At 69.4% G+C, this 19,134-nt stretch carries 14 protein-coding genes and 1 pseudogene; 7 read left to right on the top strand and 8 right to left on the bottom strand.

What is annotated here, in order from left to right:
• Positions 1 to 22 precede the first annotated feature (22 nt).
• Positions 23 to 451, top strand: a complete 429-nt coding sequence (locus HND92_RS13605) for an Hsp20/alpha crystallin family protein (protein WP_172207739.1) — start codon at positions 23 to 25, stop codon at positions 449 to 451.
• On the opposite strand, the gene HND92_RS13600 is transcribed toward HND92_RS13605, so the two are convergent.
• Genes HND92_RS13600 through HND92_RS13590 form a run of 3 tightly spaced genes read right to left on the bottom strand, consistent with a single transcriptional unit; the run spans position 448 to position 3,339 of the window.
• Positions 448 to 1,125 carry an ABC transporter ATP-binding protein gene (locus tag HND92_RS13600; RefSeq protein WP_172207736.1) on the bottom strand — a complete coding sequence of 226 codons (678 nt, stop codon included), beginning with the start codon at positions 1,123 to 1,125 and terminating at the stop codon, positions 448 to 450. The genes HND92_RS13605 and HND92_RS13600 overlap by 4 nt on opposite strands.
• Positions 1,122 to 2,093 carry a tRNA (adenosine(37)-N6)-dimethylallyltransferase MiaA gene (gene miaA / locus HND92_RS13595; protein ID WP_011806235.1) on the bottom strand — a complete coding sequence of 324 codons (972 nt, stop codon included), beginning with the start codon at positions 2,091 to 2,093 and terminating at the stop codon, positions 1,122 to 1,124. The genes HND92_RS13600 and miaA overlap by 4 nt, the downstream gene beginning before the upstream one ends.
• The gene (locus HND92_RS13590; RefSeq protein ID WP_172207733.1) at positions 2,083 to 3,339 is read right to left on the bottom strand and encodes a multidrug effflux MFS transporter; all 1,257 of its coding nucleotides are present in this window, start codon (positions 3,337 to 3,339) and stop codon (positions 2,083 to 2,085) included. Before HND92_RS13590 ends, miaA begins: the two co-directional genes overlap by 11 nt.
• A gap of 144 nt (positions 3,340 to 3,483) precedes the next feature.
• Between HND92_RS13590 and HND92_RS13585 the strand changes: the two genes are divergently transcribed.
• Positions 3,484 to 4,473, top strand: coding sequence for a 2-hydroxyacid dehydrogenase (locus HND92_RS13585; RefSeq protein WP_172207730.1), 990 nt, complete (start codon positions 3,484 to 3,486; stop codon positions 4,471 to 4,473).
• 7 nt (positions 4,474 to 4,480) lie between these two features.
• Here HND92_RS13585 and HND92_RS13580 read toward each other — a convergent pair whose 3' ends face one another.
• From HND92_RS13580 to HND92_RS13570, 3 genes and pseudogenes are all read right to left on the bottom strand, one after another.
• A complete protein-coding gene (locus HND92_RS13580) occupies positions 4,481 to 4,918 on the bottom strand; it encodes an HIT family protein (protein WP_015913835.1) in 438 nt (145 codons plus the stop codon).
• Between the two features lie 152 nt (positions 4,919 to 5,070).
• On the bottom strand, positions 5,071 to 6,903 hold the full coding sequence (locus HND92_RS13575; protein WP_172207727.1) for a phosphodiesterase: 1,833 nt from the start codon (positions 6,901 to 6,903) through the stop codon (positions 5,071 to 5,073).
• A 222-nt stretch (positions 6,904 to 7,125) separates the two neighbouring features.
• A pseudogene (locus HND92_RS13570) lies at positions 7,126 to 8,148 on the bottom strand (porin).
• Positions 8,149 to 8,403: 255 nt separating this feature from the next.
• On the opposite strand from HND92_RS13570, the gene HND92_RS13565 reads away from it, so the two are divergent.
• Positions 8,404 to 9,027: a Crp/Fnr family transcriptional regulator gene (locus HND92_RS13565; protein ID WP_047351073.1), complete on the top strand. Its 624-nt coding sequence runs from the start codon at positions 8,404 to 8,406 to the stop codon at positions 9,025 to 9,027.
• A gap of 250 nt (positions 9,028 to 9,277) precedes the next feature.
• Entirely contained in the window at positions 9,278 to 11,380 is a 2,103-nt protein-coding gene (locus HND92_RS13560) for a diguanylate cyclase (protein ID WP_172207724.1), read from the top strand.
• A gap of 35 nt (positions 11,381 to 11,415) precedes the next feature.
• Here the strand turns inward: HND92_RS13560 and xdhB are convergent, their stop codons facing one another.
• Together xdhB and xdhA are read right to left on the bottom strand one after the other, a co-directional pair.
• The gene (gene xdhB / locus HND92_RS13555) at positions 11,416 to 13,743 is read right to left on the bottom strand and encodes a xanthine dehydrogenase molybdopterin binding subunit (protein WP_371814896.1); all 2,328 of its coding nucleotides are present in this window, start codon (positions 13,741 to 13,743) and stop codon (positions 11,416 to 11,418) included.
• Between the two features lie 86 nt (positions 13,744 to 13,829).
• Positions 13,830 to 15,353 (bottom strand): xanthine dehydrogenase small subunit, encoded by a 1,524-nt coding sequence (gene xdhA / locus HND92_RS13550; RefSeq protein WP_172207703.1) that lies wholly within the window; start codon positions 15,351 to 15,353, stop codon positions 13,830 to 13,832.
• A 180-nt stretch (positions 15,354 to 15,533) separates the two neighbouring features.
• Between xdhA and HND92_RS13545 the strand changes: the two genes are divergently transcribed.
• Genes HND92_RS13545 through HND92_RS13535 form a run of 3 tightly spaced genes read left to right on the top strand, consistent with a single transcriptional unit; the run spans position 15,534 to position 19,106 of the window.
• A complete protein-coding gene (locus tag HND92_RS13545; protein ID WP_172207700.1) occupies positions 15,534 to 17,135 on the top strand; it encodes an ABC transporter ATP-binding protein in 1,602 nt (533 codons plus the stop codon).
• Positions 17,122 to 18,186, top strand: coding sequence for an ABC transporter permease (locus tag HND92_RS13540; protein ID WP_172207697.1), 1,065 nt, complete (start codon positions 17,122 to 17,124; stop codon positions 18,184 to 18,186). Before HND92_RS13545 ends, HND92_RS13540 begins: the two co-directional genes overlap by 14 nt.
• Positions 18,186 to 19,106, top strand: coding sequence for an ABC transporter permease (locus tag HND92_RS13535; RefSeq protein WP_172207694.1), 921 nt, complete (start codon positions 18,186 to 18,188; stop codon positions 19,104 to 19,106). Before HND92_RS13540 ends, HND92_RS13535 begins: the two co-directional genes overlap by 1 nt.
• The last annotated feature ends 28 nt before the right edge of the window (positions 19,107 to 19,134 follow it).

Genomic DNA, 19,134 nt, shown 5'->3' with positions numbered 1-19,134 from the left:
TCTCGAAAGAAGGAGTTTCATCATGAATTCACTGGTCACCCGTGGCAGCTTGTTTGACGATTTCTTCAAGGACTTTGCGCCGGGCTTCTATGTCCGCCCGTTGCACGGCGATGGGCTGCCCACGCCGTCGCAGATCAAGATCGATGTGAAGGAGGATGACGCCGCCTACACCGTGCAGGCGGAAGTGCCGGGCGTACCCAAGGAAGACATCCATATCTCCATCGACGGCAACGTGGTCAGCCTGCGTGCCGAGGTGCGCCAGCATGACGAGAAGAAGGAGGGCGAAAAGGTGCTGCGCAGCGAGCGCTACTATGGTGCCGTGGCTCGCAGCTTCCAATTGCCTGTGGATGTGGATGCGACCCAGGCCAAGGCCAAATACGACAACGGCGTGCTCACGCTCACCTTGCCCAAGAAGCAGGGCAACAAGACGCAGCGCCTGACGATCGACTAAGCAGTTCCTGCCGGGCGGATGCCCTGTGCCGTGAGGCGCAGCGCCCGGTCCGCCCGCGCCGCGGCGGCCTGCGAATGGGTCACCAGCACCAATGCGGCGCCGTGCTCGCGGGTCTGGGCGATGAGCAGATCCATGACCAGCGCCGCCGTGGTGGGGTCCAGGTTGCCCGTCGGCTCATCGGCCAGCAGCAGAGCGGGGCGGTGCACCAGCGCGCGGGCAATGGCCACGCGCTGCAGCTGCCCCCCGCTGAGTTGCTGCGGCAGCCGCTCGCCCAGGCCTTCCAGGCCCACGGCGGCCAGCATGTGCTGCACGCGCTGCGCATCTGGGCGGTTGAGCAACATCAGCGGCAGGCCCACGTTCTGCGCCACGTCCAGATGCGGCAACACATGGAAGGCCTGGAAGACGAAGCCCACATGGGCGCGACGCCACAGAGCGCGCTGCGTGTCGTCCAACTGCCCCAGATCCACGCCCTCGTGCAGCACCTGACCGGCATCCCAATGGTCCAGCCCCGCCAAGCAGTTGAGCAGCGTGGACTTGCCCACGCCCGAGTCGCCAACGATGGCGACGAACTCTCCGCGCTGCACCTGCAGATCCACGCCTTCGAACACCGCCTGCCCGCCGTAGCGCTTGGCAAGGCCGCGCACCTGCAGCAGGGACGTGGGTTGGGGGCTCATGCGCTGCCACCCCACACGCGCGCGCGCACGGCCTGCACCAGTTGCGCAGTGGCGTCGGGCGCGTCGCAGGCGATCGAATGGCGCTGGGGCATGCTGCGCAGCCAGGTGATCTGGCGCTTGGCCAACTGGCGCGTGGCGGCGATGCCGCGCTCCGGCAGGCTGCTCATCGGGTAGAGGCCGTCCAGTGACTCCCACGCCTGGCGGTAGCCCACGCAGCGCATGCTGGGCAGCTCGGCGTGCAGGTCGCCGCGCGCACGCAGGCGCAGGACTTCGTCCAGAAAGCCGGCGGCCAGCATGGCGTGAAAGCGCTCGGCAATGCGCCCATGCAGCCAAGCGCGGTCGTGTGGTTCCAAGGAAAAAAGGCTTGCAGCGCTCATCGGGCGGTCGCTGGCTGCTACGGTTTTGGTCGTGTGAAAGCTCGACAGCGGCCGGCCCGAGACATGCCACACCTCCAGTGCGCGCTGGATGCGCTGGCTGTCGCCGGGTGCCAGGCGCGCGGCGGTCGGCGGGTCCACGCGCGCCAGTTCGGCATGCATGCCGCTCCAGCCGATGGCGGCGGCCTGGGCCTCCAGGCGCGCGCGCACGGCGGCGTCGGCGGGCGGCATGTCGTCGATGCCGTCAAACAGCGCCTTGAAGTACAGCATGGTGCCGCCCACCAGCAGCGGTAGCGCGCCGCGCGCGCGGATCTCGCCGATCAGGCGCGTGGCGTCCTGCACGAACTCGGCCGCGCTGTAGGCCTGCAGCGGGTCGCGGATGTCGATCAGGTGGTGCGGCACGCGCGCCTGCTCGGCGGGCGTGGGCTTGGCGGTGCCGATGTCCATGCCGCGGTACACCAGGGCCGAGTCCACGCTGATGATCTCCACCGGCAGGCGGGGGGCGAGCGCGTCGGCAATGGCAAACGCCGCTGCCGTCTTGCCCGAGGCCGTGGGCCCAGCCAGTGCGAGCGCGGGAATGTGGTCAGCGGGCATGGGCAACCTCCTGCGGGGCATGGCGCTGCACCAGCGTCCAGGCAATGGCGGCCAGCAGCAGCGACCACAGGGCCACGCCTTGCACCAGCGGCCACACGCTGCCGTCCAGCGCCCCGCCCAGCCACTGGCCGATGGCGAAGCCCGCCAGCATCATCATGAAACCATTGAGTGCCGAGGCCATGCCCGCCGCCTGCGGGAACGGTCCCACCGCGCCCGACTGCCCACAGGGCTGGTGGATGCCGTGGCCCACCATGTAGAGGTAGAACGGCGGCAGCAGCGCGGCCACGCTATGCCAGCCCAGCGCGGCGGCGAGCAACATCAGCAGGCCGCCGCTGGCCGACAGCGCGCCGGCGATGGCGACCGTGCGCTTGAGGCCCTGGCGCGCCAGCAGCCGCCGACACAGCAGCGTGCCCAGCAGGTACGCCACGGCCGTGGACAGCAGCGCCAGCCCGTACTGCGTGCGCGAAATGCCCAGCACGTCGAGATAGACAAAGGACGAAGCAGCCAGGAAGGTGAACAGCCCGCCATAGCTGGCCGTGGTGAGCAGCGAGAACGCCCAGAACGCGGGCGTGCGCAATACCTGCGCCGCGGTGCCTGCCAGCATGGCGGGGCGCAGGGCGTGCGGGTTGCGCTGGTGCAGCGTCTCGGGCATGCGCAGCGCCACCAGCGCCAACGTGCCCATGGCGTAGCCGGTGAGCGCCAGCAGTGCCGCGCGCCAGTTGAACCATTCGGTCAGCAACCCGCCCAGCGGCGCGCACAGGCAGGCCACGAGCCCCAAGCCGGTCAGCGCCTTGGACATGGCGCGTGCGCCCGCCAGCGGCGTGTACAGGTCGCGCACGATGGCGCGCGCGCACATCACCACGGCACCCATGGCCACGCCCTGGGCCGTGCGCCAGGCAATGAGCACCGCCATGGACGGCGCCAGCGCCGCACCCACCGCCGCCAGCGTGTACAGCGCCAGCCCGGTGAGCAGCACCGGCCGGCGGCCGAATCGGTCGGACAGTGGCCCCCATGCCAGTTGCGAGCAGCCAAAGGCCAGCAGCAGCGCGGACAGCGTGAGTTGGCCTGCGGCCACGGGTGCGTTCAGGCTGCGCGTGAGCGCGGGCAGGGCGGGCAGGTACAGATCGGTGGTGACGGGCTGGATGCTCAGCAGCAGGGCCAGCACCAGGATGGCCAGGCCGGGAGGCACAGGCACGGGTACCGCAGGCGCCTGCTGCGGGCCGATGGCGGCGGACGGGACGGACATGATGCGCGCGAGGGTAGCAGAGTCGATGGCGCGGCAGACCCAAGGCCCCGCACCCCCGCCGGGGCTTGGAGCGGGGCGCAGGGCAGGTCCAACACATTTGGATGAAAATGGCCTGTACCGCCCTATGGACAAGCGCGAGCAGCTATGAAAAACGTAGTCCACTGCGCGCATTCAGCTTCGAGCAACGCCGTGACCTCCACCACCCGCATTCCCTTGCTTATCCTCAACGGCATGACGCCGCAGCACCTGGACCAGATCGGCCAGCGTTTTGACGTCTGCTATGCCCCCACGCCCGACGCGCGCGCCCAGGCCATCGCACAGCAGGGCGCGCGCTTCAGGGCGGTGCTGACCATCGGCGCCGTCGGTCTCACGGCGCAGGAGATCGCCGCCATGCCGGCGCTGGAGCTGGTATGTGCCCTGGGCGCGGGCTACGAGAACGTGGCGCTGGACGCCGCCCGCGCGCGCGGCATCGCGCTGGCCAACGGCGCAGGCACCAACGACGACTGCGTGGCCGACCATGCGTTCGGGCTGCTGATTGCCATCGTGCGCGGCATGCGCACCCTGGACCAGCAGTGCCGCGCCGGCGTGTGGCGCGATGCGATCGGCCTGCCGCCCAATGTCTCGCGCAAGCGGCTGGGCATCTTCGGGCTGGGCACCATCGGCCACAAGATCGCGCGCCGCGCCGCAGGCTTTGACATGGAGATCGGCTACCACAACCGCAGCCCGCGCGCGGAGGTGCCGCACCGCTACTTCCCCAGCCTGCAGGAGCTGGCCGCCTGGTGCGACGTGCTGGTGTGCGCCACGCCGGGCGGGGCGTCCACGTGCCACCGCGTCAATGCCGAGGTGCTGCAGGCGCTGGGCCCGCAGGGCTACCTGGTGAACATCGCGCGCGGCAGCGTGGTGGACACGCAGGCCCTGGCGGCCGCGCTGCGCGAGCGCCGCATTGCCGGTGCGGGGCTGGATGTGTACGAGAGCGAGCCCGCGCCGCCGCAGGAGCTGGTGGGCCTGGACAACGTGCTGCTCACCCCGCACGTGGCCGGCTGGTCGCCCGAGGCCGTGCAGGCCAGCGTGGACCGCTTCCTGGCCAACGCCGAGGGCCACTTTGCGGGCCGCGGCGTGGTCTCGCCGATCTGACCGCGGACTACAGCGCCGCGCGCAGGCGCTCGGCATAACCGGCCAGCACGGCGGCTGGCGGTTCCTGGCGTGGCCAGGTGAAGGTGATGCCGTCGTCCTCATGGCGCGGCACCACGTGCAGGTGCACATGCGCCACGGTCTGCCCGCCCAGCGCGCCATTGGCCTGCAGCAGCGTGAGCCCGGGCGGGTCGAAGGCGGTGCGCACCGCCAGCGCGACGCGGCGCGCGGTCTGCATCAGCGCCGCGGCCTCTTCGGGGGTCGTGTCGAGCAAGGTGGCTGCATGCCGTTTGGTCGCAACGAGGACATGACCCGGCGTGACCTGGCCGATGTCCATGAAGGCGATCGTGAGCGCGTCCTCATAGACCTTGGCACTGGGGATCTCGCCGGCCACCAGCCGGCAGAAGATGCATTGGCCGGGCGGCGAGGTGTCAACGAACATGGGCACGGGCGGTCTCTCCTGTAGGTTGGAATATCCAGGTTGGCCGCGGATGGGGATGCGGCGACCCTGTCGCGCTGGAGTGTAAGGACCTAGTGCGCGCCGGCCTGGGCCCGCGGCGCGGCGCGCGCCGCATCGATGGTCGTCAAGGGCGATTGCAGTCAGACCAGCCCGCCTGGGCCGGCGTCGCGCCAGGCGATGCCCGCGTGCGACTGCTTGGCATCGCGCTTGGCCAGCGCCGCGAGGTTGGCCACCTCTTCGGCATGCTCCATGCTGCCCGGCGACACGCGCACCGCGCCGATCGACAGCGTGGTGCAGCGAAAGAAACGGTTCACGCCATGCCGGTCCTCGGCCCAGATGCCGCCTTCCTGGCGCGCGGATTCATCGAACAGGGCGATGGCCTCGCGCGCGAACGAGTCCACGATGCGCTGGCAGCGCGCCAGCCAGTCGCTGCTCTGGAACAGCAGCATGAAGTCGTCACCACCCACATGGCCCACGAAGTCGGCCCGCGGGTCGCAGTGCGTCAGCGCCAGCCGCGCCACCAGGCGGATCATCTGGTCGCCGCGCCAGTAGCCGTAGTGGTCGTTGAAGGGCTTGAAGTGGTTCAGGTCGGCGTAGCAGGCGACGAAGGCCGCGCGGTTGTCCAGCAGGCGCTGCATGTGCAGGCTGATGGGGATGTTGCCGGGCAGGAAGGTGAGGGGGTTGGCGTGGCGCGCGGCCTCGATGCGCGCTTCGGTCACGCCGCGCACCAGTTGCTCGCCGGTGCCCAGGCCCGCGTAGCGCCCGTTGTCGGTGACGATGAAACCGTCGTTGAGGTAGCGCTGGTCCTGCGAGGTGAGGATGCCCACCAGATGCTCCACGTCGCAGTCCATCTCCACCACGCGCGGCGACGTACTGGCGAACGCCATGCAGGGCTTGCGGCCGTGCACCTCGCGAAAGTACAGCGTGGCGTAGTGGTTCATGAACTCTTGGCGGTTGATGAGCGCCACGGGGCGTTCGCCCTCCAGCACCGCAATGGCGTGCAGATCGCCATGCGTGCGAAACAGCTCGGCCACCGCGTCGTTGCTGGTGCAGGGCGTGACGGTGGGCGCCTGCGCCATGAGCAGGTTGCGCAGGATGCCCGGGCGCATGGGCTGGCCGCCGTGCGGCAGCACGGCCACGCGGCGGTCCCGCAGCACGGCCAGCGCGGGCGGCTCGATCGCCATGCGAGCGGTACGCGCGGGCCGGCCCAGCAGGTAGCCCTGGCCGTAGGAAATATCGAGGTCGCGCAGCGCGCGCAGCTCGTCGCTGGTCTCGATGCCTTCGGCCACCAGCGTGGTGCCGAACACTTCGGCAATGCCGCGGATCGCCTGCAGCATCTGCAGCTTCTCGGGGTGCTGGCCGATGTCGCGCGTGAAGTACTTGTCGATCTTCACGAAGTCGGGGCGCACCTCCGACCACAGGCGCAGGCTGGAATGGCCGTCGCCGAAGTCGTCCAGCGCCAGGCGCATGCCACTGGCGTGCACCTGGCGCAGTGCGTCGCGCAGCGGCACCAGGTCGTGCACGCGCTCGTGCTCGGTGATCTCCAGCACCACCATGTGCGGCGACACGCCCAGCCGGCGCACCACGTGGGCCAGAGGCTCCGCGCCGCACAGCCCGACGCCCCAGACCAGCGCGTCGGCGCTGATGTTCACGAACAGCCGGCCCGGCGTGGCCTGCTGGCCCCATTGGGTGAGTGCCTGCGCGACGCACAGCAGTTCGAAGTCGTGCAGCAGGTCTTCGGCGCGTGCCTGGGCCAGCAAGGCGTCGGGCGACTGCAGCGGCGAGTTTTCCGGGCCGCGAATCAGCGCCTCGTGTGAATAGATGTTCCCCTCGCGCAGGTCGGCCAGGGGCTGGAATACGCAGTGCAGCCCACCCGCGCGCAGCAGCCGCGCCAGCGGCCCTTCGCCCCGCCGCACCCTGGGTGACAGCGAAGGCAGCAGTGCGCGCAGAGACAGCCGCGGAGCATCAGGCATCGGTAGCAATTGGTAACTGTTAAAAGGGGAGCGTAGGCCTTCCGGGTGACAGGCCCGTGACGCGCATGCGCCTGGCAAGGGCGATGGACAGTATTGAATTGATAGCTGCCGGCGCTCTTTTCGTGAGCGCCAGGGCCACTTTTCATTGGTATTTGCAGGCGAAAAAAAAGCACGCGGCGCCATGCGCCGCGTGCCGTGCAGTGGCCGACAGGGCCGGCTTCGTCAGAACCGGTGGCGGATACCCACGCCGAAGCTGTTGCCCGTGGACTGGTTGGTGATCTTGTCGTTCATGTACATCGCGTACACGTCCGTGCGCTTGGACAGGTTGTAGTCATAGCCCAGCGTGAAGGTCTTGCGGTCCAGGTCCGAGTCCGTCAGCTCGGTCTTGACCCAGGAAGCCAACAGGCTGCCGCCGCCCAGCGGGGCCGATGCGCCGACCTGCATCGTCTTGGCCTTGCCGGGGCTGTTGTCGGCCTTGGTCTGGCCGTAGCTCAGGTACGGCTTCACGACGTTGAAATCGTAGGCTGCGGCCAGCATCCAGTCCTTCTTGGTCGTGCCCAGGTAGGTGCCCTGGCCGGGGTTGCTGATCTGGTCGCGCTCGTATTAGCCAGTCAGCGTCAGCGGGCCGCCGAAGTAGAAGAAATTAGCGCCGACGTTCTTCTTGCCGTTATCGCCCGGCAGTTCGCCGAACTGGTACTGCAGGTTGGCCTTGAAGCCGCCGATGTCGGGCGTGCTGTAGGCGATCTGGTTGCTCCAGCCTGTGTCGGATGGGGTCGTGGCCTGCCAGCCGGAGGCGTTGAACAGCGGCACGTTCTTGTGCAGGATCAGCGGCGAGAACGTGAACGAGTCGCCCAGCGGGTTGCCCACCACGGACGGCAGGAAGTTGGGTGCCATCCAGCGGCCCAGCAGCACGGAGCCAAAACTGCCCGACAGGCTCACGTTGGCGTCGCGCGAGAAAAACGTATCGCCCGGAAAGCGGCCCTGCGTGCCGGCATCCACCTGGATGAACGAGGTGAGCTGGAAGTTGGCCTTCAAGCCGCCGCCCAGGTCTTCGGAGCCGGTGAAGCCGAACCACGAGGTGGTCATGCCACCGCTATTGACCACCGAGCGGCGGTCGGCGTCGCCGGCCATCTTCATGGAGCCGACGTAGACGTCGGTCAGACCCGAAAGCGTGACGGAGGTCTGGGCGTGCGCCGTGGCCGCGCACAGCGTGGCGGCGGCAAGGGCGATCAAATGGCGGTACATGGGTTCTCCTCTGTAGGGCGGGGATGCGCGGCTGGCGCAGGGGTTGTTATGACGGTTTCGTGTCAGGCAGCGATTGTGGTCAAGCAAACATCATGCCGCCAGCCTTTTTCGTGTTTTTGCAACACTGCGAACGCAAGTTGTTGCGCCCGGACCCGCCGGAACGGCGCGTGAGGCGGCCCGGCACGCCGGCGGTTGCACGTTCACTTTTGATTTCGCTCAAAGCAGGACGGGCGGTGCGCCGGCACAGTGGCGGTCATGTTCCCCCTACCGTCCTCCGACCAGTCCGCACAGATCGAGGTGGCCACCGCGGGCGAGGTGCTGCGTGAGCGCCACCAACAACCTGCGTCCGTGCTCTACCTTGACAGTGGCCGCGTGCTGCTGGGCGTGCGCGAGGACGGCGTGATGCGCCACCAGCTTGGTGTGGTCGAAGGGCCGTTCTGGCTCGACGCCGCCACCGCGCTGCTGGAGCAGCCCTGCGCCGTGGACATGGTGGCGGACACCCGCGTGCAGTTGCGCCGGCTACCGCTGGAGGACTTCAAGCGCACCTTTGATGAGTTGCCCGTGGGCGCACAGGCGCTGCTGCGCGACATGGCCACCGGTTACTGCCAACAGACGGAACTGGCCGTGAGCCGCCTGGCCCAGGACGCAGAAGCCCGCTGCGCCCAGTGGCTGCTGCGCCATGCGCAAAACAGTGAAGACGGCGGCTTGCGCGTCACGCTGCACCAGCGCAAGCGCCTGATTGCGGCGCAGTTGGGCATTGCGCCCGAGACGCTCTCGCGTGTGCTGCGCCATCTGCGCGAGCACGGCCTGATCGCTGGCACGGGCAACGTGCTGAGCCTGCCGCAGCCCCGCGCGCTGCAGATGGTGGCCGGCGCCTGAGCACACGCTGGGCACTCCGCCCGATGGGGCCGCTGCGGCGGCCCTTTTGCATCCAGTTGTTACCGCTCTCTACCTGAAGGCCTGAGGCGTCAGGGTTTTTCCCGCGCCGTCACAGGGTTCCACCCAGTCTGGAGCCGAGGGTGCCTGCGTATATTGGTTCGGGCCTCTGGTGAGGCTGCAGCCCCCCTACGACCATGGTTCGCGCCTTCCTCGATCCTCTCGTTTCGGGCGCTTCGAACGCGGAGCGCCCATGACACCGCCCGAGCATGTTGCCGCGTGGGAAGACGTGGCGCCCGAGCGGGAGCCTGAAGGCTTCGCATGGCTGCCCGGTCCGCTGGTGGGCAAGCTGCTGGCGGTGGCGGCGCTGGCCATCGTGCTCTGCGCAATGCTCACCGTGTGGGTGCTGTCGCGCGCCGCGGGCCAGGAGGTCATGCAGCGCCTGGTCAGCCAGCAGAACGACGAGGTGGAACTGGTGGCGCGGTTGCTGGCCAGCAAGATCGAGCAGAGCCAGAAGGTGCTTGCCACCGTGGCCGAGGGCATTACCCCCGAGCTGTTGGAGTCTCCCGCGTCGCTGGAGTGGCTGCTGCAGCAGGGCCTGCCGGCCGTGCGCTTCTTCGACGCCATCCAGGTTGCGCGCAAGGACGGCAACCTCGCCATCAACCTGCGCTATGGCAAGCTGGAAAAGGCCTCGGGTCTGGACCCGGGCGAGCGCGATTACCTCGTGCGCACGCTGCTGGACGGCAAGCCGCTGGTGTCGGGCCTCATCGGCGCCACGCCGGCCGAGGCGCGCGTGATGTTCACCATGCCGCTGCTGCGGGGGGAGGGGCGCGTCATCGGGGCCGTGGCGGGCGTGCTGCGGCTGCAATCGCAGGGACTGCTGCCGCATTCCCTGGCGCTGCCTGCGCGCAGCGACTCGCAACTGGTGGTGTTCACGCGCGACGGGGTGATCCTGGCGCACCCCAATATGGAGCGCGTGCTGGGCCAGGTGGCCGATGAGCCCGGCCTGGGCGAGGCCTATGCGCGCTGGCGCCGCGCGGACGATGCGCCGCTGGCCGGACGCGCGCAAACCACCGTGCAGGCGGACCACGTGGTGAGCTTGGCCAGCGTGCCCATGCCGCAATGGGTGGTGGCCCGGGTGAGCGCTTCGCAGGCCGTGCTGGCGCCAATGCAGGGCGTCCAGCGCCGGGCCTGGGCGCTCGCGGCCACGGCCACGGCGCTGGTGGCCCTGCTGGCGCTGGGCGCCATGCTGTGGATCGCGCGCCCACTGATCCTGCTGCGCCAGCGTGCCCGAGCGCTGATGGACGCAGAGGCCGCTGGTGCGCCGGCGAGCGGGTCCGCCGGGCATGACGGCCCATGGCCGCACAGCCCTGGCGAGGTGGACGATGTGGTGCGCGTCTGCACCCGGCTGCTGGAACACCGGCGGCTGCAACAGCGTGGGTCGGAGGCGTCGGCGCGCCAGTTGCGTGCGGTGCTGGCGCACGTGCCGCTGGGCATCGTCGTCAGCCGCGACGAGCAGGTGGAGGTCGTGAGCCAGCAGGCCGGCCGCATGCTGGGCTATGCGCCGGCGCAGCTCCAGGGGCGCCGGCTGACGGATCTGCTGGCTTCGCCGCCCGGCGCAGTGGATGTGGCCCAGCAGGTGCGTGCGCGGTTTGCGGCCCACGGCAGCTTCGATGGCGAACTGCCGCTGCTGCGCAAGGACGGCAGCACGCTGTGGGTGCGCGCGCAGGGGCAACTGGTGGAGCCCGGCGTGCCGTCCAGCGGCCTGGTGTGGACGCTGGAGGACTTCACTGCGGAGCGTGCAGCGCGCCAGCAGCAGTCCTGGGAGCGCGCCCACGACCCCTTGACCCAACTGCTCAACCGCGCGGAGTTTGAGTTGCGCCTGCAGATGCTGCTGGACGCGCGTGCTGCGCGGGGCCCGCGGGGTGTGCCGGAGGAAGACGGCGGGGTGCTGCTGTTCATGGACCTGGACCATTTCACCGTGGTCAACGACGTTGCCGGCCATGATGCGGGCGATGACGTACTGCGCCATCTGGCACGTCTGCTCGAATCGGAAGTGCGGCACAACGGCTGGGCTGCGCGCGTGGGCGGCGATGAGTTCGCCATCGTGCTGCCGGGCAGCTCCTTGGCGCGCGGGCAGGCCGTGGCCGAGCAGTTGCGCGCCGCCGTGCAGGCGTGGGAGCCCGCATATGGCGGGCGCAGCTTCACCCTGGGCCTGAGCGTGGGGCTGGTCCCGCTGGCGCCCGGTGCGCACGGTGTGGCGGCGCTGCTCTATGCCGCCGACATGGCCTGCTACCAGGCCAAGCGCGCCGGGCGCAACCGCATCGCCGTAGGCAGCGTGCAGGTACCGGCCTGAAGGGCTCGGCTGGCATGGCCGCACACGGCGGCGGGTTACTCCAGCCGCCCGAGCGCGCGCAGCACGTTCTCTGCCGTGGCGGGCGCGGTCAGTTGCACGGGCGCGCGCGCATCGGCGTCGTCCCCCCGGGCCGCAGCGATTGCATTGCGCAGTGCTTCGTACACGCTGATGGCCAGCATGAACGGGGGCTCGCCCACGGCCTTGCTGCCGCCCACGTTGTCCTCGCGGTTGGGCTGGTGCCACAGCTGCACGCGCAGGTGCTCGGGCACGTCGCCCGTGGCGGGGATCTTGTAGGTGCTGGGGGCGTGCGTGGCCAGGCGTCCTTCGTCGTTCCACACCAGTTGCTCGGTGGTAAGCCACCCCATGCCCTGCACGAAACCGCCCTCGATCTGGCCGAGGTCGATGGCCGGGTTGATGCTGTGGCCCACGTCGTGCAGGATGTCCACGGCCAGCACGCGGCTCTCGCCGGTGTGGGTGTCGATGGCCACCTCGGTGCAGGCGGCGCCATAGGCGAAGTAGTAGAAGGGCCGGCCGGTGAGCGTGGTCTTGTCGTAGTGGATCTTGGGCGTGCGGTAAAAGCCGTCGCTCCACAGCTGGATGCGGTTGGCGTAGGCCTCCTTCACCACGTCCTCCCAGCGCCGCGTGCGCTTGGGGGATATGACCTGTCCACCCGCGAAGCGGATGGCGCCCGCGCCGCAGCCGTCCAGCCCGCAGACGAACGCCGCCAGGTTGTCGCGCACATGGCGCGCCGCGAACTGCGCGGCGCGGCCGTTCAGGTCGGTGCCGCTGCTGGCGGCGGTGGCGCTGGCGTTGGGCACCTTGGCAGTGTCGCTGGCGGTGACCAGCACGCGGGAGAGGGGCACGCCCAGCTCATCGGCCACGATCTGCGCCACCTTGGTGTGCAGGCCCTGGCCCATCTCGGTGCCACCGTGGTTCACCTGCACGCTGCCGTCGGTGTACACATGCACCAGCGCCCCGGCCTGGTTGAACAGCGTGGCCGTGAAGCTGATGCCGAACTTCACCGGCGTCAGGCCCAAGCCGCGCTTGAGCACGGGGTTCGCGGCATTCCATGCCGAAACGGCCTCCTGCCGTTGCCTGTAGAGCGCAGACTGCTCCAATTGCGGTAGCAAATCGTGCAGGATGTTGTCCTCCACGGTCATCAGGTAGTGGGTCACGTTGCGTTCGTGCAGCCCGTAGAGGTTGGCCAGGCGCACGTCCAGCGCGTCCCGGCCCAGGGCGCGGGCGATGTCGCCCAGGATGGTCTCGATGGCGATCACCCCCTGCGGCCCGCCAAAGCCGCGGAACGCGGTATGGCTCTGGGTGTGCGTCTTGCAGCGGTACGAGGCGATCTCCACATGCTCCAGGAAGTACGCGTTGTCGCAGTGGAACACCGCGCGGTCGGCTACGGGGCCCGACAGATCGGCGCTGAAGCCGCAGTTGGCGGCCATCATCAGTTTGAGGCCGGTGATGCGCCCGGCGTCGTCAAAGCCCACATCCCATTCGTAGGCGAAGGGGTGGCGCTTGCCGGTGACCATGAAGTCGTCGTCGCGGTCCAGGCGCAGCTTGACGGGCCGGCCGAACTTGTGCGCCGCCAGCGCCGCCCACACGGCCAGGTGGCCGGCCTGCGTTTCCTTGCCGCCAAAGCCGCCGCCCATGCGCCGGCACTCCACGCGCACCGCGTGGCTGTCGATGCCCAGCGCATGCGCCACCCAGTGCTGCACCTCGCCGGGGTGCTGGGTGCTGGAGTGGATCAGCCACTGCCCCTGTTCCTGCGGCAGGGCATAGGCGATCTGACCCTCCAGATAGAAATGCTCCTGCCCGCCGACTTCCAGACGCCCCTGCAGGCGGTGCGGCGCCTGCGCCAGCGCCTGGGCCGCGTCGCCCCGGCGTACGTGCACGGGCGGTAGAACATAGCTCTCGGCGGCCAAGGCGTCCCGTATGGTGAGAATGGCGGGCAGGGCGGTGATGCTCAGCTTCACCTGCCGCGCCGCGCGCCGCGCCTGCATCACCGACTCGGCCACCACCAGGCCGATCACCTGGCCGATGTGTTGCACCGTAGCCTGCGCGAACACCGGCTCATCATGGGCGAACGCCGCCAGTACCGGATCGCCCGGAATGTCCTGTGCCAGCACCACGCCGTGCACGCCCGCGAGCTGCAGCGCGGCTTGCGTGTCCACGCTTTCCAGCCGCCCGTGCGCCACGGTGCTGAGGATGGGGGCGGCGTAGAGCGTGCCCTTTACCTCGGGCAGGTCGTCGATGTAGTGGGCGCTGCCTGCCACCTGTGCGCGTGCGCTCTCGTGCGCGTGGGGCTGGCCCATGGCGGGCTGGCCCATGGCGGGCTGGCCCATCGCGGGCTGGCCCATCGCGGGCTGGGTCATGACCGTTGGATTGCCAGCGGCCGCGCGGCCAGCGGTCGTGCGCGCAGTGGGAGCGTGGTCGTCATCGCGCTTCATGGCGTGGCCTCCAGCGTCAGGGGTTGCAGGCGCTCCAGCGCTGGGGTTTCCGCACCGCCGCGGGTCTCGCGCCAAAAGCGGCGCACCAGCGCGCCCAGCACTTCACGGCGATAGGCGCCGCTCGCGCGCATGTCGCTGATGGGGTTGAATTCGGCCTGCAGCACGGCGGCGGCGCGCTCCGCCGTTGCGGCGGTCCAGGGCTGGCCGGTCAGCGCAGCCTCGGTCTGGCGGGCGCGTGCCGGGGTGGCGGCCACGCCGCCCGCGCCGATGCGCGCCTGGGTGATGGTCTGCCCTTCGATGCGCAGCTGGATGGCCAGGCACACGGCAGAGATGTCGTCGTCGAAGCGCTTGGAGACTTTGTAGGCCGCCAGCCGCTGGTCCGCCAGCCCCTGGTCCGGCGTGGGCAGAGGTAGGTGGATGAAGGTGAGCAGCTCGTCTGCTGCCAACTGGTTCTGCCGGTAGCCGGTGTAGAAATCCTCCAGGGGCATGCGCCGGCTGCCGCGCGTGCTGGCCAGCTCCACCTGCGCCCCCAGCGCGATCAGCAGCGGCATCGAGTCGCCAATGGGCGAGCCGTTGGCCACGTTGCCCCCCAGCGTGCCGCTGTTGCGCACCGGCAGACCCGCAAAGCGCGCGGCAAAGCGGTGCAGTTGCGGCCAGCGGGCCTGCAGCGCAGAGAAGGCATCGGTGAGCGATACGGCCGCGCCCAGCGTGAGCTGGCCGTCGTGCTCGACCACGCCGGTCAGTTCCGCGGCGCGCGTCACGTCCAACAGGCGCGGGAAGCGGCGGTGCTGCTTGGTGATCCACAGGCCCAGGTCGGTGGCGCCGGCCACCAGTTGCGCGTCGGGGTGGGCGGCGCGCGCGGCCAGCAGATCAGGGAGCGTGGCCGGCGAGATATAAGAGAAATCTGCCTCTAGCGCTTGCGGGGCAAGCGCGAGTAGCTCCAATTGTTGTAGCAATGCGGTTTCGTCCACCTGCACGCGCGGCAGTTGCTGCATCTGCTGTGCGGCATCCAGGATGGGGCGGTAGCCCGTGCAGCGGCACAGGTTGCCCGACAGTGCCTCGGCCGCCTGCGTGCGCGTGATGCCTCGGTTCTGGCAGACCTCGTTCTGGTACAGGCCGAACAGGCTCATGGCAAAACCCGGCGTGCAAAACCCGCACTGCGAGCCGTGGCATTGGACCAGCGCCTCCTGCACGGGATGCAGTGCGCTGCCCTTTGGGCCGGACGCGGGCCGGATCAGCGGGTCGTGCGCCAGGTCCTCCACCGTCCACAGCGCCATGCCGTCGATGGAATGGGCCAGGCGGATGCAGCTGTTGACGGCCTGGTAGTGCATGCGGCCCTGGCGCGCCTCGCCCAGCACCACGGTGCAGGCGCCGCAGTCGCCTTCGCCGCAGCCCTCCTTGGTGCCGGTGGCGCCCAGGTCCTCGCGCAGAATCTCCAGCAGGGTGCGGTCGGGCGCGATGCCGTGCAACTGCACGGTGCGGCCGCGGCGGACGAAGCGTATGGGGCGGGGCGTTGTCATGTACCCAAGGGTATGCCGCAGGCGCCGGCTTGACCATAGGGCGGTACACACAACCCCGCCGGCGTGGTTGGTGGCCGACGGTTTGCTATAAAAAAAGTAGCTGCTGGCGCCCGGTGGGTCGGCGCTGCATGCTGTTTTGATTCCAGGCAGCCGTCCAAAAAACTAGGAGACAATCGCAGGATGAATCCCTCACCCCCTTCTGCCCCCGCCACCGGCGCGCCGCGGCTGCAGCTGACGGGCATCACCAAGCGATACCCGGCCGTGGTGGCCAACGATGGCGTATCGCTCACGGTGCAGCCCAGCGAGGTGCATGCGGTGCTGGGCGAGAACGGCGCCGGCAAGTCCACGCTGATGAAGATCATCTACGGCGCCGTGAAGCCCGACGAGGGCCAGATGCTGTTCGACGGCCGCCCGGTGCAGGTGCGCAATCCGCAGGAGGCGCGCCAGCTGGGCATTGCCATGGTGTTCCAGCATTTCAGCCTGTTCGACACCCTGACCGTGGCCGAGAACGTCTGGCTGGGCCAGGACAAGAGCGTGCCGCTGGCCGAGGTGGAGCGCCGCATCCGCGCCACGGCCTCCGAGTACGGCCTGGGTATCGACCCGCTGCGGCCCGTGCACACCCTGAGCGTGGGCGAGATGCAGCGCGTGGAGATCATCCGCGCGCTGCTCACGCAGCCCAAGCTACTGATCCTGGACGAGCCCACCTCGGTGCTCACGCCGCAGGCGGTGGACAAGCTCTTCGTGGTACTCAAGCAATTGGCCAGCGAGGGATGCAGCATTCTCTACATCAGCCACAAGCTGCATGAAATCCGCGCGCTGTGCACGGCCTGCACGGTGATGCGCGGCGGGGTGGTCACAGGCGTGTGCGATCCTTCGCAGGAGTCCAACGCGTCGCTGTCGCGCATGATGATTGGCGCCGAGCCGCCGGCCCTGGCGCACCGTGAGGTGACCACGGGCGGGGTGGTGCTGCGCGCCAGTTCCTTGAGCCTGCCGGCGGCCGACCCCTTCGGCGTGCCGCTCATCGACATCGACCTGGAGGTGCGTGCGGGCGAGGTGGTGGGCATTGCCGGCATCTCGGGCAATGGGCAGAAAGAGTTGCTCTACGCCCTGTCGGGCGAGGACCAGCGCGCCGCGCCCGCCATGGTGCAGGTGGCGGGGCCGCAGGGGCTGGTGCCCGTCGGCCGCATGAACCCGCGCCAGCGCCGCGCGCTGGGCCTGCACTTCGTGCCCGAAGAGCGCCTGGGCCGCGGCGCCGTGCCCAGCATGGGGCTGGCGCACAACCTGCTGCTGACCCGCACCGATGCGGTGGGCGCTTTCGGCTGGCTGCGCATGGGGCAACTGCAGGCGCAGGCGCGCGCCATCATCGCGCGCTTTCAGGTCAAGGCGGGCGGGCCGAATGCGGCGGCCAAGTCGCTGTCGGGCGGCAACCTGCAGAAATTCATCGTGGGGCGCGAGATCGACGCCGGCCCGCGTCTGCTCATCGTCTCGCAGCCCACCTGGGGCGTGGACGTGGGCGCGGCCGCGCAGATCCGCGGCGAGATATTGAAGCTGCGCGACCAGGGCTGTGCCGTGCTGGTGCTTAGCGAGGAGTTGGACGAATTGTTCGAAATCTGTGACCGGCTGCACGTGCTGGCCAAGGGGCATCTGTCGCCGTCCGTGCCACGCGCCGAGGCGACGGTGGAGCGCATCGGCGAATGGATGAGCGGCCTGTGGCACGCCGAGGTGCAGGCGCACCTGCGCGCGACCAGCGCACCCGAGGAGGCCGGCCATGCTCAAGCTTGAGGCGCGCCCCGAGGCGTCGCGCCTGTTCGTTTTTGGCTCGCCGCTGCTTGCGCTGGCGATCACGGTGCTGATCGGCGTGCTGCTGTTTGCGGCCCTGGGCAAGGACCCGGTGCGCGGGCTGCAGGTGTTCTTCTGGGAGCCTATCAAGTCGCCCTATGCGTTGGGCGAATTGGCCGTGAAAGCCACCCCGTTGCTGCTCATCGCGCTGGGGCTGGCGGTGTGTTTTCGCTCCAATGTCTGGAACATTGGCGCGGAGGGGCAGTTCGTGATCGGCGCCGTGGCTGCGGGCGGCGTGGCACTGCTGGCCGACAAGGCCACCGGTCCGTGGATCGTGCCTGTCATCCTGGTTGCCGGAGTGCTGGGGGGCATGGCGTGGGCGGGCATCACGGCGCTGCTGCGCGACCGCTTCAATGCCAACGAAATCCTGGTCAGCCTGATGCTGGTGTACGTGGCCACGCTGTTGCTGGGCTACCTCGTGTATGGGCCGTGGAAGGACCCGATGGGCTTCAACTTCCCGCAGACCAAGATGTTCGAGCCCGTCACGCAGATGCCCAAGCTGTTCACGGGCTCGCGCGTGACCATCGGGCTGCCGCTGGCGCTGCTGGGTGCGGCGCTGCTGTGGGTGTTTCTGTTCCGCATGCGCGCGGGCTTCGCGCTGCAGGTGGGCGGGCTGGCGCCGGCGGCGGCGCGCTACGCGGGCTTTTCGTCGCGGCGCGCGCTGTGGACGGCGCTGCTGATCTCCGGCGGCCTGGCGGGGGCGCTGGAAGTGGCCGGACCCATCGGCCAGCTCACGCCGTATGTCCCGGCGGGCTATGGCTTTGCGGCCATCATCGTGGCCTTCGTAGGGCGGCTGCATCCGGTGGGCATGGTGCTGTCGGCGCTGCTGATGAGCATGTTCTACATCGGCGGCGAACTGGCGCAGTCGCGCATGGGGTTGCCGAAGTCGCTCACGGGCGTGTTCCAGGGCCTGCTGCTGTTCACGCTGCTGGCATGTGACACCTTGATTGCCTACCGCGTGCGGTGGGTGGGTGCCAGGGGAGGGCGCGCGTGATGGAATCGTACGCATTGCTGCTGGGCAGCACGCTGAGCGCAGGCACGGTGCTGGCCATCGCCGCGCTGGGCCTGCTGATCAACGAGAAGGCCGGCATCGTCAACCTGGGGGCCGAGGGCATGATGCTGTGCGCGGCCATCGCCGCGTTTGCCACCGTGGTGCACACGGGCAGCTTCACGCTGGGGCTGCTCGCGGGCATGGCGGCCGGCGCGGTGCTGGCGGCGCTGTTCGGCGTGCTGGTGATCTGGTTCAACACCAACCAGTACGCCACCGGCCTGGCCCTGAGCCTGTTTGGCGTGGGCTTCTCGGCCTTCGTGGGCATCGGCTATGTGCAGGCCAAGCTGCCGGACACGCCCAAGTTCGCCTGGCCGGTGTTGGGCGATCTGCCGGTGGTGGGCCAGGCGCTGTTCAGGTTGCACCCGCTGGTCTATCTGACCGTGGTGCTGGTGGCGCTCCTGGTGTGGTTCCTCTACCGCACGCGCGCCGGCCTGGTGCTGCGCTCGGTCGGCGAGTCGCCCGAATCCGCCCACGCGCTGGGCTACCCCGTGCGTGGCATTCGCCTGGGAGCCGTGGCGGCGGGCGGTGCGCTGTGCGGGCTGGCGGGCGCCTACATCTCCACCGTGTACACGCCGCTGTGGGTGGAGGGCATGGTGGCCGGGCGCGGCTGGATCGCGCTGGCGCTGACCACTTTCGCCACCTGGCGGCCCGCGCGCGTGCTGCTGGGCGCCTACCTGTTCGGCGGCGTGACCATGCTGCAGTTCCACCTGCAGGCCACGGGCGTGCAGGTGGCCAGCCAGTTGCTGTCCATGCTGCCCTATGTGGCGACCATCGTGGTGCTGGTCCTCATTTCGCGCAACCCGGCCTGGATTCGTGCGAACATGCCGGCCGCGCTCGGAAAGCCGTTCCATCCGGGCAGCTGACCCCGTTTTCCATCCATAAAACCCATCG

This window comes from Diaphorobacter sp. JS3050 (genome assembly GCF_013154915.1).
Lineage (GTDB): Bacteria > Pseudomonadota > Gammaproteobacteria > Burkholderiales > Burkholderiaceae_C > Diaphorobacter > Diaphorobacter nitroreducens.
Note: the sequence above shows the minus strand (reverse complement) of the source record. Positions and strands in the feature narration are given on the sequence as shown.